Source organism: Marinospirillum insulare DSM 21763 (assembly GCF_000686905.1).
In the GTDB taxonomy this organism is placed as follows: Bacteria; Pseudomonadota; Gammaproteobacteria; order Pseudomonadales; family Halomonadaceae; genus Marinospirillum; species Marinospirillum insulare.
Genome location: NZ_JMLW01000010.1, coordinates 78,692 through 94,868, shown reverse-complemented (window position 1 = coordinate 94,868; position 16,177 = coordinate 78,692). Strand labels below are relative to the sequence as shown.

Annotated in this window: 16 protein-coding genes; all 16 read left to right on the top strand. The window is 43.3% G+C overall.

Features of this window, described 5'->3' with window-relative positions; translation table 11 throughout:
* Positions 1–225: 225 nt before the first annotated feature.
* The 16 genes from fliE (at position 226) to flhA (ending at position 16,165) form a co-directional block, all read left to right on the top strand.
* A complete protein-coding gene (gene fliE / locus BP27_RS0105725) occupies positions 226–624 on the top strand; it encodes a flagellar hook-basal body complex protein FliE (RefSeq protein ID WP_027850739.1) in 399 nt (132 codons plus the stop codon).
* Between the two features lie 38 nt (positions 625–662).
* Positions 663–2,423, top strand: coding sequence for a flagellar basal-body MS-ring/collar protein FliF (fliF, locus tag BP27_RS0105720; protein WP_084324523.1), 1,761 nt, complete (start codon positions 663–665; stop codon positions 2,421–2,423).
* Entirely contained in the window at positions 2,416–3,432 is a 1,017-nt protein-coding gene (fliG, locus tag BP27_RS0105715) for a flagellar motor switch protein FliG (protein WP_027850737.1), read from the top strand. The genes fliF and fliG overlap by 8 nt, the downstream gene beginning before the upstream one ends.
* 35 nt (positions 3,433–3,467) lie before the next feature.
* Complete coding sequence (locus BP27_RS0105710; RefSeq protein WP_027850736.1) at positions 3,468–5,075, top strand: FliH/SctL family protein; 1,608 nt, start codon at positions 3,468–3,470, stop codon at positions 5,073–5,075.
* Complete coding sequence (fliI, locus tag BP27_RS0105705) at positions 5,068–6,417, top strand: flagellar protein export ATPase FliI (RefSeq protein ID WP_051610366.1); 1,350 nt, start codon at positions 5,068–5,070, stop codon at positions 6,415–6,417. The genes BP27_RS0105710 and fliI overlap by 8 nt, the downstream gene beginning before the upstream one ends.
* A gap of 23 nt (positions 6,418–6,440) precedes the next feature.
* Positions 6,441–6,887 (top strand): flagellar export protein FliJ, encoded by a 447-nt coding sequence (gene fliJ / locus BP27_RS0105700; protein WP_027850734.1) that lies wholly within the window; start codon positions 6,441–6,443, stop codon positions 6,885–6,887.
* A gap of 79 nt (positions 6,888–6,966) precedes the next feature.
* Positions 6,967–8,370, top strand: a complete 1,404-nt coding sequence (locus tag BP27_RS0105695; protein ID WP_027850733.1) for a flagellar hook-length control protein FliK — start codon at positions 6,967–6,969, stop codon at positions 8,368–8,370.
* 58 nt (positions 8,371–8,428) lie between these two features.
* Positions 8,429–8,914, top strand: coding sequence for a flagellar basal body-associated FliL family protein (locus BP27_RS0105690; protein ID WP_051610363.1), 486 nt, complete (start codon positions 8,429–8,431; stop codon positions 8,912–8,914).
* Between the two features lie 38 nt (positions 8,915–8,952).
* Positions 8,953–9,930, top strand: coding sequence for a flagellar motor switch protein FliM (gene fliM / locus BP27_RS0105685; RefSeq protein ID WP_027850731.1), 978 nt, complete (start codon positions 8,953–8,955; stop codon positions 9,928–9,930).
* Positions 9,931–9,959: 29 nt separating this feature from the next.
* Positions 9,960–10,454 carry a flagellar motor switch protein FliN gene (fliN, locus tag BP27_RS0105680; RefSeq protein WP_027850730.1) on the top strand — a complete coding sequence of 165 codons (495 nt, stop codon included), beginning with the start codon at positions 9,960–9,962 and terminating at the stop codon, positions 10,452–10,454.
* A 56-nt stretch (positions 10,455–10,510) separates the two neighbouring features.
* Complete coding sequence (gene fliO, locus BP27_RS15360) at positions 10,511–10,936, top strand: flagellar biosynthetic protein FliO (RefSeq protein ID WP_160169822.1); 426 nt, start codon at positions 10,511–10,513, stop codon at positions 10,934–10,936.
* Between the two features lie 32 nt (positions 10,937–10,968).
* Positions 10,969–11,691 (top strand): flagellar type III secretion system pore protein FliP, encoded by a 723-nt coding sequence (gene fliP / locus BP27_RS0105670; protein ID WP_281172131.1) that lies wholly within the window; start codon positions 10,969–10,971, stop codon positions 11,689–11,691.
* A gap of 36 nt (positions 11,692–11,727) precedes the next feature.
* Entirely contained in the window at positions 11,728–11,997 is a 270-nt protein-coding gene (locus BP27_RS0105665) for a flagellar biosynthetic protein FliQ (protein ID WP_027850728.1), read from the top strand.
* A gap of 9 nt (positions 11,998–12,006) precedes the next feature.
* The gene (gene fliR / locus BP27_RS0105660) at positions 12,007–12,786 is read left to right on the top strand and encodes a flagellar biosynthetic protein FliR (protein ID WP_027850727.1); all 780 of its coding nucleotides are present in this window, start codon (positions 12,007–12,009) and stop codon (positions 12,784–12,786) included.
* Entirely contained in the window at positions 12,786–13,925 is a 1,140-nt protein-coding gene (flhB, locus tag BP27_RS0105655; RefSeq protein ID WP_027850726.1) for a flagellar biosynthesis protein FlhB, read from the top strand. The genes fliR and flhB overlap by 1 nt, the downstream gene beginning before the upstream one ends.
* A gap of 119 nt (positions 13,926–14,044) precedes the next feature.
* Positions 14,045–16,165 carry a flagellar biosynthesis protein FlhA gene (flhA, locus tag BP27_RS0105650; RefSeq protein WP_027850725.1) on the top strand — a complete coding sequence of 707 codons (2,121 nt, stop codon included), beginning with the start codon at positions 14,045–14,047 and terminating at the stop codon, positions 16,163–16,165.
* Positions 16,166–16,177: the final 12 nt, after the last annotated feature.

The following is a 16,177-nucleotide window of genomic DNA, read 5'->3' as shown; positions in this document are numbered from 1 at the left end:
TCTCTGGTGAGCTGTGTGTAGTGTCTCATGTTTGCTTCTCATTCTTGGTCGATTGAAAAGCATAAGATGCTACAGCAGCTTGCCATCCAATCCTAGTTTAATGAGTTGCACTTGAGAGTTGAATCCAGGAAGCAAAAAAAATCCATCTTTTGGTGTGTGGTTAATTATATTTGATTAAGTGAATAAGTTACATGTTATTAACATGAGTATAAAGGGTAGGCTGTTATGATTGAGCGAGCTGATATTTCAAGTGTGTTGACGCAAATAAGGTCTGCGCAGGGACAGATAAACAGTGGTATGCATTCATCGTCTATGGGTTTGCAGCCGTTAGTTAGTGGCTTGCAAGAAGGTGGGGTCAATTCAGTTGCTGGGGTTAACTCTGCTGCTGAAGTGAAAGAAGTTCCATCTTTTGCAACCATGTTGAAGCAAGCAATCGATAAGGTAAATGATCAACAAAAAGAAACAGGTGATTTACGTACCCGCTATGAAATGGGTGACCCTGATGTTGATATTGTAAATGTTATGATTGCATCTCAAAAATCAACAGTAGCATTTGAAGCTATGTCGCAGGTAAGAACACGTTTGGTTACTGCTTATCAAGAAATTATGCGGATGCCTATCTAATGTCTGTATTGTCAGAATGGATTAACTGGGGTTAATGAATGGAAAATGCACCTGCCAATGTGGCCAGTGAGTCAGATGCAGCAAATCTGCCTGAAGCTGTCCAGCCAGAGGCTAGCGGTGTTGCTACAGGTCAGGCCAAGAGTGATAAGCAAAAAACTGGTGGCTTATTGAAGAGTGGTAGCAAAGCAGAGGCTATGTTTTCTAACTTCAATCAGTTAGATGTTTTGCGTCAAATGGCGCTACTAGTAGGTTTTGCTGCCAGTATAGCTTTAGGCTTCGCTGTTGTTCTCTGGTCTCAGTCAGATAGCTACCGCCCCCTAATGTCCAGCCTTAATGAGGTGGACTCCTCGGCTATTGTAGAAATACTAGAAAGAAACCAAATCAAGTATCGAATAGACCCTTCATCAGGTGCTTTACTGGTTAAAGAAGACGATGTTCATCGTGCCCGAATGCAGGTGGCTGGAGCAGATATTAGCCAACCTAATACGGTGGGTTATGAGCTGCTAGATGGCGATCAAGGTTTAGGTACTAGTCAGTTTATGGAAAACGCCCGCTACTTGCGAAGCGTTGAGGGTGAACTGTCTAGAACCATCACTAGTATAGATGCCGTGCGCCAAGCTCGAGTGCACCTTGCTGTACCCCGCCAATCGGTTTTCTTGCGTGATCAACGCAAGCCGTCAGCGTCAGTTTTTTTAAGTCTAACGCCTGGCAGAAGCATGGATGCAACCCAAGCAAATGCAATCATGCGCTTAGTGTCATCTAGCATTCCAGAAATGGATATCAAAGATGTCACCATAGTCGATCAGCGTGGCAACTTACTTTCTCAAAAAGAAGAAAATGAAGCTGACAAGGCTATGGCTAAACAGCTAGAGCATACCCGCCTGGTTGAGCAGCGTATTAATGAGCGCATTAGGTCAATTTTAGAGCCTGTTGCAGGCCCTGGACGTTTCCAAACAGCGGTTTCTGTTGATGTCGATTTTACCAAGGTTGAGCAAAGTAGTGAGCAGTTCAACCCTGATATGCCAGCTATACGCAGCGAACAAACAGTGGACGAGCAGCGTGGCGGTGATTTTGGTCCTCTAGGTATTCCGGGTGCTTTATCTAATCAGCCTCCCCAAGATGGTTTTGCACCAGAAGAAGCCACAGGCAACAATGCAACTGAAACGCCCACTAATAGGCGATCACAAGCAACACGTAATTTTGAACTAGATAGAACTTTAAGCTATTCACGCAACGATACAGGTCGCATTGCTCGCCTTACCGTAGCCGTGGTGATAGATGACCTTATTCAGAGAAATCCTGAAACAGGCGAGGCAGAGCGTCAACCCTGGAGTGAAAGTGAGTTAGAACGCTTAACTTCTTTGGTGCGTAATGCTGTGGGCTATTCCGCTGCTAGAGGCGACAGTGTTAGTGTGATTAACTCGCCCTTTATTGAAGGTGCAGTTGAAGAAATACCAGAGCTTCCTATTTGGGAGCAGCCTTGGGTATGGGAGCTGGCTAAGCAGGTGTTAGCAGGGCTTTTTGTCTTAATCCTTATCTTTGGTGTGTTGCGTCCAATTTTACGTAACCTAGCAACACGTTCAGACCAAGATGTTAATGATTCCGAGCTGGACTCCTTAGCACCTTTAGATGATGGGCTTTCGGATGATCAGGTAACGCTAAGTGCTTCCGATGATCCCCTCTTGGCACCGCCAAGTGATCTTTATGAGCGGCAGTTGAATGCTATTCGTGCCTTGATTGCTGAGAACCCTGGACGGGTGGCTCAGGTAGTACGCCATTGGGTATCTAGCGATGAGTGAAGACGAACTCTATAGTGAAAATCTTTCTAATTTAGAAAGAGCAGCAATTCTTTTAATGTCGCTGGGCGAAACAGATGCAGCGCAGGTGCTTAAGCACATGGGGCCAAAAGAAGTTCAAAAAATTGGTTTGGCCATGTCACAACTGCAAAATGTTAGTCGTGCAGATGTTGAAGAAGTATTGGGCGACTTCCTAGAAAATGTCGGTGAACAAACCGGTCTGGGAGTGGGCGCAGATAGTTACATTCGCCGTATGCTGAGTGAAGCTTTAGGTGAAGATAAAGCTAATGGTCTAATAGACCGTATCCTGCTAGGTGGTAACACCACTGGTTTGGATACCTTGAAATGGATGGAGCCACGTGCAGTTGCGGACATTATTCGTTTTGAGCACCCGCAAATTCAAGCCATCGTTCTTTCTTATCTAGATTCAGATCAAGGTGCAGAAATTATTCGCTTCTTCGATCCTAAAGTTAGGCTAGATGTAATGCTGCGTGTTGCAGCCTTAGAATCTGTTCAGCCACAAGCATTGCAAGAGTTAAACGATATTTTGGAAAAACAGTTCTCTGGCTCAGGTGGTACACAAACCACCAGTATGGGTGGCGTTAAGGTAGTAGCCAACATTATGAACAACCTTGATAGCAATGTTGAGGGTGAGCTAATGGATGCTATTAAAGAAATTGACGAAACCCTGGGTGAAGAGATTGAAGATCTCATGTTTGTATTCGACAACCTTGCAGACCTTGATGACAAAGATCTACAAATACTCTTGCGTGAAGTTAAGCCTGAGACACTAACCCTTGCACTTAAAGGTGCGGAAGGTAGGGTTCAGGAAAAAATATTCAAAAATATGTCTAAGCGTGCAGCAGAGTTGTTGCGCGATGACTTAGAAGCGCAAGGCCCGGTTAGAGTTAGTGAAGTGGAAAGCTCCCAGAAAGAAGTGCTGGGTGTGGCGCGTCGCCTTGCAGATGATGGGACTATCAACCTTGCCTCTGGCGGGGATGAGATGGTCTAAATCTGGTATTTTTGTCGACTTAATAGGTAGGTTAAGTGCAAAGCAAAAAGCGTATTCCAGTTAGTGAAAATGTTGCTTATACCCACTGGGAGATGCCTGATCTCACCGGTGTTAAGCGACGTATTGCCCAAAGGTTGACGGAGCTTCAGGAAGAAGAGAAGTCACAGGTTGAAGAAGTGGTTGAGCCGGTGATGCCTAGCCATGAAGAGATAGAGGCTATAAAAGAGCAGGCTAGACAAGAAGGTTATGCTCTAGGCTTTTCTGAAGGAAAAACTGAGGGTGAGGAAGCAGGTCGAGCAACAGGTTACCAAGAAGGCGAAGAAACTGGGCAGGAAGCTGGTTTTCAAGTTGGTTATCAACGTGGTCTAGACCAGGCTGAGCAAGAAGTTGATCAACAACTAGCAAGACTACAAAGCTTAATAGAACAGCTGCAAGGACCTATAGCTGCTTTAGATAATGAAGTAGAGAGTGCGCTTTTATCTTTAGTTGATCTGGTCTGCCGTGCAATTTTACGTCGTGAAATAAAAATAGATAGAAGCTTCTTGTCAGAGGTGTTGCAAGAAGCAGTAGCGGCCTTACCCGTTGGTCATCAAAGATTAAGAATATTCCTTAATCCTGAAGACTTGAATTTAGCTGAGGCTGCTTGTCAAGATTTACTAGAAGAATACCGCTTAGTAGGTGATTCAGAAGTAACGCTTGGTGGAGTTAAAATTGAAACCCTGCAAAGCTTGGTCGATTCCACTCTAGAAAACCGTTACAAAAAAATAATTGATAAGTTAGTGGGCGGTGTTTACCAGTCAACACTAGATAACCACCAGCCTCTCCCCGATGATGTATTATCCACACCTGATACCCCGCCACTAGATGAAGCTGTTTTTACTGAACCTAGAGCGACTGAGTTGCAGCAGCCAGAAGCTATAACTGACACCAACTCAGAACTAGCAAGTGAGCAGCAGACCGAAGAAGCAGTAGCTAACCAAGAAACCTCTGCTTTAGAAGAAAAAGCAGAAGTTGAAGCAGAGCCTGTTGCTCAAGTGAGCTTACAGCGGGGCAAAGTACCCCGTCATGAACAAAACCTATCACCGCTTACTAAAGATGAGGGTGAGTCGGCTGCTTCTACAATGACTAGTAATAACGAGCCACCCTTAGCTAATGAACCTGATCTTGCAGAACCCAATGAAGATACAGAAACGTTAGATAGTGAAATAAGCCAAGATGCTTCACCTAACAATATTCAAAATGGCGATAACCAAGCAGTTAGTAAAGAAGATGCCTTAGAGGTTGAGCAAAATTTAGCTGATTTGCCACCCGAAGATCAGTTGCCTGAAGAAAGCCTAGAAGCTAGTTCAGACGAAGTTGATGAGTTTTTAGATGAGTTTGAAGTGGATGCTGCTGAGACAGAGTTTGAAGCAATGTTAGCTGACTCAACAGCTACTTCAGCTAGTCAAGCTGATGAGCCGAAAGATGAGTTGGTTGCAGAGGAAGCTGAATCCACAGAAAAAAACTGGGCACCCGAATCTGTTCATGATGACCGCTACCTTGAAGATGTCTTAGAAAGTACCTGGTTAGATGACTTGCAAGAACCTGAAGACAACCCCTCAGACACCTCATTCGATAACAAGCCCAGCGACGAAAATGGTTAATTTAAGCCTAGCAGAGCGCCTAAAAAGCCATCAAAAAAACATCCCTCAAGATGAGCCTTTAGTTGAGGGGCGTTTGGTGCGTATGGTTGGTCTCACACTTGAAGCCGTTGGCTGCAACCTTCCTGTTGGCTCTTACTGTGATATTGAATCCACGACGGGTACGCCAGTGGAAGCTGAAGTGGTTGGCTTTTCAGGTGAAAATATATTTTTAATGCCATTGAAAAATGCTGAAGGTTTGCGTCCTGGTGCAAGGGTTACGCCTAACCTAAAAGCAATGAATGTTCCTGTTGGTTTTGGTTTGTTAGGACGTGTGCTTGATGGTTATGGTCGCCCCTTAGATGATAAAGGCCCTTTAGAAGTTGATGGTGAAGCAAGCCTGAATGGTAAAACTCTCAACCCACTTGATCGTCACCCAATAGATTCTCCACTTGATGTTGGGGTGGGTGCAATTAATGCCATGCTAACAGTTGGTCAAGGTCAGCGTATGGGCTTGTTTGCAGGTAGTGGTGTGGGTAAGTCTGTATTGCTGGGTATGATGACTCGTTTTACTCAAGCTGATATTACCGTGGTTGGGCTAGTAGGTGAGCGTGGTCGAGAAGTACAAGAGTTCATTGAAAAAATTCTAGGGCCAGAAGGCATGGCTCGCTCTGTAGTTATTGCCTCTCCAGCTGACGATGCACCCTTGATGAGGCTAAGAGCTGCTCAGTTAACTCACAGTATTGCAGAGTATTTTCGAGACAAGGGTAAGCGGGTACTTTTATTGATGGATTCGCTTACTCGTTATGCCCAAGCGCAACGCGAGATAGCGCTTGCTGTGGGCGAACCACCTGCAACCAAGGGTTACCCGCCTTCTGTTTTTGCGATGCTACCTAAGTTAGTTGAGCGCACGGGTAATGCTGCAAAAGGACAGGGGTCTATCACTGCCTTTTACACAGTTTTAACAGAGGGTGATGATCAACAAGACCCCATTGCTGATGCAGCTCGCGCTATTTTAGATGGGCATGTTGTTTTATCGCGGCGCTTAGCAGAAGAAGGGCATTATCCTGCTATAGATATAGAAGCTTCAATTAGTCGTGCTATGCCGCAAATTGTTACTAGTGAGCACCTAGCACGTGTATATCGCTTTAAACAGCTCTATGCTAAATATCAACAGAATCAAGACCTAATCAGTGTGGGTGCTTATACTCAGGGTAGCGACCAAGAAATAGATTTATCTATCGCGCTGATGCCTGTTATGCGTCAATTCTTGCAGCAGGGACTAGATGAGCAGCTAGATTTATTAACTAGCAATCAGCGCTTAGAACTGCTTGCGAAAAATATGCAGTTGGCATCTGAAGGCTAGGTGGTTAGAGATTAGGTGGCTAAATGAGTCGTGAAAAACGTTTACAACCCGTTTTAAAGCTAGCTCAAGGTAAGGTTGATGAAGCAGCACGAGCTTTAGGTTATTTAAATAGTAAAATTGCTGCTGAACAAGCAACCCATGGGCAATTAAAAAACTACGAAACTGAGTACCTGCAATTAATGCGTGGTGGTGATGAGCCGGGTAGAAAAATGGACGTGCAGGCAGTCATGCGCTATCAACTGTTTGTGCAGCGCTTGGAAGCAGCACAAATTCAGCAAAATGAACAAATTAAATTATTAGAAGAACAAAAAGCTCAGGTAACTGAGCATTGGATAAAAACTCAGGCACGTGCCAAAGCAATAGGAAGTGTTATGGAAGCAGCTCGTCAAGAAGAAGCTGTTATAGCTAATAGGCAGGAACAAAAACTATTTGATGAGTTTAATAGCCTAAGTGCTTCAAGAAGAAATTAGCTCTTGGCATGATTCCTGCTTAAACCTAGTTAGAGTGTTTTTTAACCCTGTTTACAGGTTGAAACTAGGAAGTAAATAAATGAATACCACTGCAAGACTTGATTTTTTACTTGGTTCAAAAGCTAGCAATCTACAGCCAGCACCTACTAAGCCAACCAATCCAAGGGTGGAAGCTAGCGAGTTTAAAGGCCAGCTAGAAAAGCAGCTTCATTCATCTAAAGGCGAAGTTGTTAAGCCTGTAGCTGATAAAGCCAGCCACTCACAAGAAGAATTAAGTAAAAAAAATAATAAAACTTCTTCTGCAGACAAAACTATTCAGGCAGTTGATAGAAATCGACATTCAGCACCAGATGAAAAGCTAGTAGTTGATAAAGAAAGTGAGAGTGGCGAGTCTTTGCCGATTAGTAATCAGGCTCGGAAGTTTCTTGCCGCTTTACCAGAGGATGATCAACAGCAAATTCTGAATGAAGTAGCTGAATGGTTTGCAAGTTTATCGCCAGAGGCTTTAGAGAAACTAAAGCAACAGCTAGAAGAAGATCCTCAACAGCTATTAGCTAGCATGCCGCCAGAATTGCAAGCATTTTTGGCTGAACTTCAGCAAGTAAGTTTAGATGAACTAAGTCTTCCCGGTGGTTTCTCAGACCTGCTATCAAGCTTGCTAACAGCAGATATAGATTTTCAGCGTGTGGCAGCCATTCAGTTTCAAGCAGGTGCGCCAGGTGAATTAAAGCTGCTAGCTGAGGCCCCATCTTCGCGTACCAGCGACCCACTAGCAGTAGCGAGAGAGCCTGCAGTTAAAGCAAGCTCACCTTTAACGGAACTAGCTGATAAGTCTAGTAGTAAAGAGCAAGCAAGTGATGAAAGCCTAAATAAACAGGCTAAGTTAAATGAGCTAGTGAGTAACTTAGGTAAGGCTAGTGCTCAAGGCGTAGCTCGTGCAGGTGGTGAAGCACTCAATCAATTGTTACAAGCGGCTGGAATGGGGTTAGGTGGTACACAGGCTGCGGGTGCGGGAACACAAACAGTGGCACGAATGGCGGCAGGCTTTACTAGTATGCCTATGATGATGCAGGCTGCTGCAGAGTCTAATGCTCAAGCCTTGGCTAGTCGTATTAGTATGATGAATGCTAAGAATTTACAAGTTGCAGAAATGCGCTTAGATCCCCCAAGTTTAGGTAGTGTTAGGGTGCAAATTCGTATGCAGGGTGAGCAAGCCTCGGTCGTTTTCCAGGCTCCAAACGCTCATGCGCGTGAGCTTTTAGAGCAGTCTTTACCTAAGCTACGTGAAATGATGGAAGCCGAAGGTTTGATGCTTGCAGATGCTCAGGTATCTGAGGAGTCCTTTTCGGGTCAAGATCAAGAGAAAGAAGGCTCAGGCCACTTTGCTGGTTCGGGACTAAGTAGCGGTGAAGAAGAGTCTGCTGAAGAGATGAAAATACCACTCTTACCACAGCCTTTAGGTCTGATAGACTACTACGCTTAGCATCTAAGTATTATTAAATGATTAACTAGTGGTTAGTAATTGAAAGGAGATGGGGCGGATGGCTGAAGGTGAAAAGAAAAACAAACTCTTGCTTATTGGTGGCCTAGTTATAGGTTTAGCTATTATTGGTGCGCTAGCCGTAGGTGGTACTCTCTATTTTTTAGACAGAGAGCCTAGTGAAGATGGTGAGCAGTCAACTAGCGCAACTCAAGATAAACCAACTAAAAGCACGTCTTTTTACTATTCGTTTGAAGAGCCATTTGTAGCTCCTATGGTTTCATCTGACCGCAGGCAGCGTTTTATGCAAACATCTTTAGCAATTAAAACAGAAAGTGCTGATATCGCCTTAGCTGTTGAAAAGCATATGCCCTTACTAAAAAACAATCTTAATAGACTGTTTACTAAGCAAGATTACCAAACGATGCAAACGCCCGAAGGTAAGCTACAACTACAAATGAGTGCCTACGAGGTTGTGCAGGAAGTTATGGATCGTGAAAACATGAAGATCGATGAAGTGCTGATTACTGATTTTGTAATGCAGTAGTTAGTATTAAAGCTATTTGACTGACAAGGTGGGGCGTTATGGCAGTACAGGATCTACTCTCGCAGGATGAAATAGACCTACTGCTGCATGGTGTTGACGATGATGATCTTCCTGATCCATCTGAAACCGATGCAGATGCGGCTGGTGTACAAAGTTATGATATTACCAGCCAAGATAGAATTGTACGCGGGCGTATGCCTACGCTAGAAATGATCAACGAACGTTTTGCTCGTTATACGCGTATCAGTCTATTTAATTTGCTGCGCCGTAGTGCTCACGTTGCCTCAGGTGGCGTACAAATTATGAAGTTTGGTGAGTATGTGCATACCTTATATGTTCCTACTAGCCTTAACCTGGTAAAAATACGTCCACTCAGAGGTACTTCGCTTTTTGTGATGGATGCCAAGTTGGTTTTTAAATTGGTTGACAACTTTTTTGGTGGTGATGGTCGTCATGCCAAAATTGAAGGTCGCGAATTTACTCCAACTGAAATTAGAATTGTTCAAAAAGTTTTAGAACAGGTTTTTATTGATTTAAAAGAAGCCTGGGCGACAGTTTTGCCACTTAATTTCGAATACATAGGCTTTGAAGTTAACCCTGCTATGGCCAACATTGTAAGCCCTAGTGAAGTCGTTGTGGTTAGCACCTTCCATATTGAGCTAGATGGCGGTGGTGGCGACTTGCATGTCACTATTCCCTACTCAATGATAGAGCCTGTTCGAGAAGAGCTAGATTCAGGTGTGCAGTCAGATGTAGATGACATTGATGAACGCTGGGTAAGGGCTTTACGTGCTGACATTATGGAAGCCAAAATTCCGTTAGATGTGAAAGTGGTAGATAAAGCACTAACCCTCAGAGATATAGTTCACTTAGAAGCTGGAGATATTATTCCAGTTGATATGCCAGATAGTGTAACTTTGCTGGCAAACGGTGTGCCTGTCTTTAAATGTGAGATGGGTCGTTCGGGTGAAAACCTTGCATTAAAAGTAAAAGAACAGATTAGGCTGGTACGCTGATTTTATTTGACGTTAGTTAGGAATTAGTTATGAGTGAAGAAGAAAATGATGATTGGGCTGCAGCACTAGATGAGTCTGGCGGTGATGATTGGGAAGCTGCTATGAATGAGCAGGCAGAAACAGAAACCCAAGAGGACGATGACTGGGGTGCAGCTTTAGAAGAACAGGCAACTGCAGACGCTGAAGATGAAATATCAGAAGATGATATTCAATCGGCGCCTTTAGAATACCTAGAAGATGATTCGGTAGGTTTCGATGGCGATAACCCTAATCTTGAAGTGATTATGGATATCCCAGTCAATATTGCTATGGAAGTTGGTAGCACAGAAATAGCAATACGTAACCTGCTTCAACTGAACCAAGGTTCTGTAATTGAGCTAGACAGGCTGGCTGGCGAGCCGTTAGATGTTAAGGTGAATGGTACTTTAATAGCTCATGGTGAAGTTGTTATGGTGAACGAGAAGTTTGGTATCCGTTTGACTGATGTAGTCAGTCCATCGGAGCGTATTAAGCGTTTACGTTGATAGCTATGCTAGCAAAAAGGGTTGTTTATCTAAAACAGCAAACAAGAAACTCTTGTTTGCTGTTTTTCTTGTTTGCTGCCAAGCCTTTATTGGCAAGTGTTGAGCCAAATGTTGCGAGTACGGGTGCTTTAGCAACACGTGTTTTCCTTGGTTTGCTTTTAGTCTTGCTACTAATGTTTACTTTAGCTTGGCTTGCCAAGCGTATGCGCTTAGCGCCTGGGGTTATAGGGAGTTCGAGCGCTATACAAACGCTAGCTGTTTCATCTTTGGGTAGTCGAGAAAAACTTTTATTGGTTCAGGTGGGAGAAGAACAGCTTTTATTAGGTGTTACTAGCCAGCAAATAACCTGCCTACATGAATTAAAAACCCCTATTGATCTAGCAAAAAAAGATACTAAGCCAGCTTTTAAGCAGTTTATGCAAGATTGGTTAGTAAAGAATAAAGCTACAACGACTGACTCCAAGGAGAAAGGAAGCAAATGAAATGGACAAGTCGGTTAGTTTTATTCTCATTTATGGTTTTCTTATTCGTTTTTTCTAGCCAGGTTTTTGCAGACCCCTTAGGTATAGAAGCTTTACGAATGGTGCCCAATGAAGATGGCAGCCAAACCTATTCGGTGACCATTCAAATTTTAGCCATTATGACAGCTCTGACGCTTTTGCCGTCTATGCTGATTATGATGACTAGCTTTACTCGTATTATTATAGTTTTAGCAATTTTGCGACAAGCTTTAGGTTTGCAGCAAACACCCTCTAACCAAATAGTTTTGGGTTTAGCGCTTTTTTTAACCTTTTTTATCATGACACCCGTATGGGAAAAGGTGAATGCTGAAGCCTTGCAACCTTATATAGCAGAAGAAATCAGTCCGTTAGAAGCGGTTAATTTAGCCAGAGCGCCTCTGCAAGAATTTATGCTTTCGCAAACACGAGAAGTTGACTTGGATATGTTTGCCCGCATTGGTGGCTATGATGTTATAGCGTCGCCTGAAGAAGTACCCTTTGTGGTGCTGGTGCCTGCTTTTGTTACAAGTGAATTAAAAACAGCTTTTCAAATAGGGTTTATGCTGTTTATTCCCTTTTTAATACTCGATATGGTGGTGGCAAGTATATTGATGGCTATGGGTATGATGATGTTATCGCCTATCATTATCTCTTTACCCTTTAAAATAATGTTGTTTGTTTTGGTTGATGGCTGGACTTTGGTTATGGGTACTCTGGCAGCAAGTTATGGTTATTAGCCTTACTGCTAAACTATTAATAACTGGGGGCTTTAAATGACACCTGAGGTTGCAGTCGATCTTTTACGGGAAGCGCTTTTTCTTGTTATTATCATTGTTTTAATTGGTGTTGTTCCCGGCCTCTTAATGGGGTTGATCGTTGCAGTTTTTCAAGCGGCCACACAAATAAACGAACAAACACTTAGCTTTTTACCGCGCCTTATGGCTACTTTGCTAGCGCTTATTATTGCTGGTCCTACTATTTTGCGGATGTTGATGGAGTTTTTTCAACGTCTCGCACAAAATATTCCCTATCTGATTGGTTAGGGTGGCTAAATGACTGGCTTAACCGATGCTGAATTAACGGCCTGGGTAGGTAGCTTTTTATGGCCTTTTTTTCGTATTGGTGCTTTTTTTATGGTGGCTCCAATTTTTGGGGCGAATATGGTGCCAGCTCAAGTGCGTATTGGGTTGGCATTTTTTCTTACTTTGGTACTGCTACCTTTATTGCCACCTGTACCCGTAACCGATGCCTTGTCACCTCAAACCTGGTTGTTAGTTGCCCAACAAATTCTTATAGGGGTCAGCCTTGGTTTTTTAGTACAGCTTTTGTTTCAAGTATTTATTATTTTTGGGCAAATAGTTGCTATGCAAATAGGTATGGGTATGGCGCAAATGGCAGACCCAGCCAGTGGTGTTAATGTTACTGTTCTAAGTCAATATACCTTGATTTTAACCAATTTGGTTTTCTTGGCTACGGGTGGACATTTGGTTGTTATTTATACCCTAGCTGAAAGTTTTACAATTATTCCCGTTGGTTGGGAGGGTTTAACACGAGAACGCTCCTGGATGATAGCAGTTCAGGGTGGTTGGTTATTTGCTGGTGCTCTTTTGATGGCAATGCCAATTATTATAGCTAAATTAGTTGTTAATATTGCCTTAGGTGTTGTGACCAGAGCGGCTCCACAGTTAAATATTTTTGTTATTGGTTTTCCAGTAATGATGATTTTAGGTTTGTTAGAGTTGTGGATGTGGAGTACTGAGTACCTTTTTCATTACGATCGTATGGCAAGGGATGTGTTTGATTTACTTAGAGTCTGGTTGGAGCTGAAATAATGGCAGAAAACCAAGATGGTCAAGAAAAAACAGAAGAACCCACGTCGAAACGTAAAGAGGAGTCGCGGCGTGATGGTGAGGTTGCTCGGTCTAAAGAGCTCACTACGGCTGCTTTATTGTTAGCTAGTGGTTTTGCACTCTTGATTTTTGGTCAATGGATGGGTGTTAAAGCTTTAGAGCTGTTTGCTTTTAATTTTGATTTAACACGCTTTGATGTAACCAGTCATGATGCAATGTTTACGCATTTTACCAGTTCAGTTTGGCGTGCACTCTGGGTGGTTTTACCCTTTTTAATTGTTCTTTTTTTAGTCGGTGCCTTGTCACAAATAGTGATTGGTGGGTGGAACTTTACTGGAAAAGCGCTCATACCAAAGTTTAGTAAGCTGAACCCAATTTCTGGTATTAAGCGAATCTTTTCTAAGAACTCTCTGGTTGAGTTTGTTAAGTCGGTCGCTAAAGTTCTGTTAGTTGCTGGGGTTTCTTTTGTTATTATTTGGGGTCTGAGGGGTGAGTTTGCCACCCTGGGTGCCATGCCGCTTAAAGCTGCTATAGCAAAAGGGAGCTATTTAATTATTTGGTCTTTTGTAGCGATCAGCGCGTCACTCATTGTGGTGGTGCTTATAGACGTACCTTGGCAAATCCATCAGCACACTGAAAAGTTAAAAATGACACTGCAAGAGGTTAAAGACGAACATAAAAATACCGAAGGTAAACCAGAGGTTAAAAGTCGTATTCGTCGAATGCAAATGGAAATGGCACAAAGGCGTATGATGTCAGATGTTCCAGATGCAGATGTTATTATTACTAACCCAACGCACTATGCTGTTGCTTTAAAATACGATGAATCGGGTAATGCTGCCCCTAGTGTACTAGCTAAGGGTAGTGATCATTTGGCTGCAAAAATACGCGAGATAGCAGATCATTATCAAATCCCGGTTTTGCAGTTACCGCCTTTAACTCGGGCAATTTATTATTCAACCGAGATAGGTGAAGAAATACCTCAAGCGCTCTATAAAGCTGTTGCACAAGTGCTAGCTTATGTTTTCCAAATGAAGCAGCATAAAGCAGGTAAAGCTAAGAAGCCTGCTAAGGTAACTGAGGTAGAAGTACCACCTGATTTAGACCCAGGTGAGGGCTAACTTACAAAACTACTAATTATGGATATATTCCATGAGTTTATTTCATGGACAGATCTTGGCATACTTCTGCGGCGGTAATGTCGGGCTGCCTGACATTTGTGTGCTAAACCAGGTGATACATGGATCGAACTCAGTTTCAAAAACACTTACGAACTCTAGTACAAAGCCAGGTAGGTATTCCTATTTTGCTTTTAAGCTTGCTAGGCATGATGACTCTGCCTATGCCAGTGTTTTTATTGGACGTATTTTTTACTTTTAATATTGCCTTTGCAATCGTGATCTTGCTAGTGGCCGTTTATGCTATGCGGCCTTTAGATTTTGCCGTTTTTCCTACCATTTTGCTTGTTGCCACCCTATTACGTTTAGCGCTTAACGTTGCTTCCACTCGTATTGTTTTACTTAATGGTCATGAGGGTGGTGATGCTGCGGGTAAGGTTATCGAGGCTTTTGGTGCTGTACTTATAGGCGGTAACTATGTGGTGGGCGCCATAGTGTTTATGATCTTGATGATTATAAATTTTGTGGTAATCACTAAAGGTGCTGGGCGCATATCAGAGGTGAGTGCTCGTTTTACCCTAGACGCCATGCCGGGTAAGCAAATGGCCATTGACGCTGACCTTAACGCAGGCTTAATTGACCAAGAAGAAGCTAAGAATCGTCGTGAAGACATAGCTTCAGAAGCCGATTTCTACGGTTCAATGGATGGTGCCAGTAAGTTTGTTCGTGGTGATGCCGTAGCAGGTATTATGATTTTGGTCATCAACGTGATAGGTGGCCTATTAATTGGTATGTTTCAGCACGATTTATCCTTTGCTTTAGCAGCTGAGCGTTATGTTTTGTTAACCATTGGTGATGGCTTGGTAGCACAAATTCCTTCACTAATGCTATCAGTTGCTGCTGCAATTATGGTTACCCGAGTTAACTCAACTCAAAACCTTTCTACGCAAATTTCTTCACAAATGTTTGGCACGCCTAAGGCTTTGGCTGTTGCGGCTAGCTTAATGGTGATTATGGGCTTAATACCCGGTATGCCGCATCTGGCTTTTTTAGGTTTGGCTACTCTGGCGGGTGGTGGTGCGTTTCTAATATTTCGTATGCAGCAAAAACAACTGGCCGAAGAGGCTGCCGCTGCTCAGGTTGCAAGTCAGTTGCCTATGACCCCAGACCCAGACGTAGTAGATCAAAAAGAATTGAATTGGCAGGATGTAGCGCCCGTTGACCTTCTTGGGCTAGAAGTTGGCTATCGATTAATTCCTTTAGTTGATAAAACCCAAGGTGGTCAGTTGCTAGGGCGAATTAAAGGGATAAGAAAAAAGCTATCTCAAGACCTAGGCTTTTTAATGCCTTCAGTACACATACGCGACAACCTAGACTTAACCCCGAATAGTTATCGTATAATTCTTAAAGGGGTGGCAGTGGGCGAAGCCGAAGTGCATCCAGAAAGAGAGATGGCTATAAACCCAGGGCAAGTTTATGGCCCTATCAACGGTATTAAAGGCCGTGATCCAGCGTTTGGTTTAGAGGCAGTATGGATTAACTCTAGTCAAAGAGAAGAAGCCCAGACTCTGGGTTATACTGTAGTCGATGCTAGTACAGTTATAGCAACACAGCTTAACCAAATAATGCATGATTTTGCACACGAGCTTATTGGTCATGATGATGTGCATAAAATGCTTGATATGTTGGCGCAAACTGCACCAAAACTTTCTGAGCAGCTAGTGCCGGAGAGTGTTACTCTATCTATCTTGCTGAAAGTGCTACAGAACTTATTAACAGAGCAGGTGCCGGTTAGAGACTTTAGGTCCATTGCCCAGTCTTTAGTTGAGGCGGCGCACACAACACGAGATCCTGTACAGCTAACTTCAGCTGTGCGTGTAGCTTTATCTCGCTCTATCGTACAAGCGATTACTGGGCCAAGTGAGCATCTAGCCGTAATAACGCTAGAGCCTCAGTTAGAGCAATTACTACTTAAGAGTGTGCAGCAGGCAGCCCAACAGGGTGGTGAAACTGACCAGTTGATACTTGAGCCTGCTATGGCAGAAAAATTACAGCAGTCTTTAAGTGAAGTTGCACAGCAGCAGGAAATGGCTGGTAATCCAGCAGTGCTAGTAACAGCTGCACCCGTTAGGCCAGTTATGGCTAGGTTTGTGCGCTATGGTATTCAGAATGTGCATGTGCTTTCTTACCAGGAAATACCTGATAACAAACAAATTACTATCGTGGCAACTATTGGTCAGTAGGTGTTAGTAGTA

Bases quoted from the DNA above. Each gene is read 5' to 3' on its own strand.
- fliE (WP_027850739.1), top strand. From the start codon at position 226: ATGATTGAGCGAGCTGATATTTCAAGTGTGTTGACGCAAATAAGGTCT.
- fliF (WP_084324523.1), top strand. From the start codon at position 663: ATGGAAAATGCACCTGCCAATGTGGCCAGTGAGTCAGATGCAGCAAAT.
- fliG (WP_027850737.1), top strand. From the start codon at position 2,416: ATGAGTGAAGACGAACTCTATAGTGAAAATCTTTCTAATTTAGAAAGA.
- fliI (WP_051610366.1), top strand. From the start codon at position 5,068: ATGGTTAATTTAAGCCTAGCAGAGCGCCTAAAAAGCCATCAAAAAAAC.
- fliJ (WP_027850734.1), top strand. From the start codon at position 6,441: ATGAGTCGTGAAAAACGTTTACAACCCGTTTTAAAGCTAGCTCAAGGT.
- BP27_RS0105695 (WP_027850733.1), top strand. From the start codon at position 6,967: ATGAATACCACTGCAAGACTTGATTTTTTACTTGGTTCAAAAGCTAGC.
- BP27_RS0105690 (WP_051610363.1), top strand. From the start codon at position 8,429: ATGGCTGAAGGTGAAAAGAAAAACAAACTCTTGCTTATTGGTGGCCTA.
- fliM (WP_027850731.1), top strand. From the start codon at position 8,953: ATGGCAGTACAGGATCTACTCTCGCAGGATGAAATAGACCTACTGCTG.
- fliN (WP_027850730.1), top strand. From the start codon at position 9,960: ATGAGTGAAGAAGAAAATGATGATTGGGCTGCAGCACTAGATGAGTCT.
- fliP (WP_281172131.1), top strand. From the start codon at position 10,969: ATGGTTTTCTTATTCGTTTTTTCTAGCCAGGTTTTTGCAGACCCCTTA.
- BP27_RS0105665 (WP_027850728.1), top strand. From the start codon at position 11,728: ATGACACCTGAGGTTGCAGTCGATCTTTTACGGGAAGCGCTTTTTCTT.
- fliR (WP_027850727.1), top strand. From the start codon at position 12,007: ATGACTGGCTTAACCGATGCTGAATTAACGGCCTGGGTAGGTAGCTTT.
- flhB (WP_027850726.1), top strand. From the start codon at position 12,786: ATGGCAGAAAACCAAGATGGTCAAGAAAAAACAGAAGAACCCACGTCG.
- flhA (WP_027850725.1), top strand. From the start codon at position 14,045: ATGGATCGAACTCAGTTTCAAAAACACTTACGAACTCTAGTACAAAGC.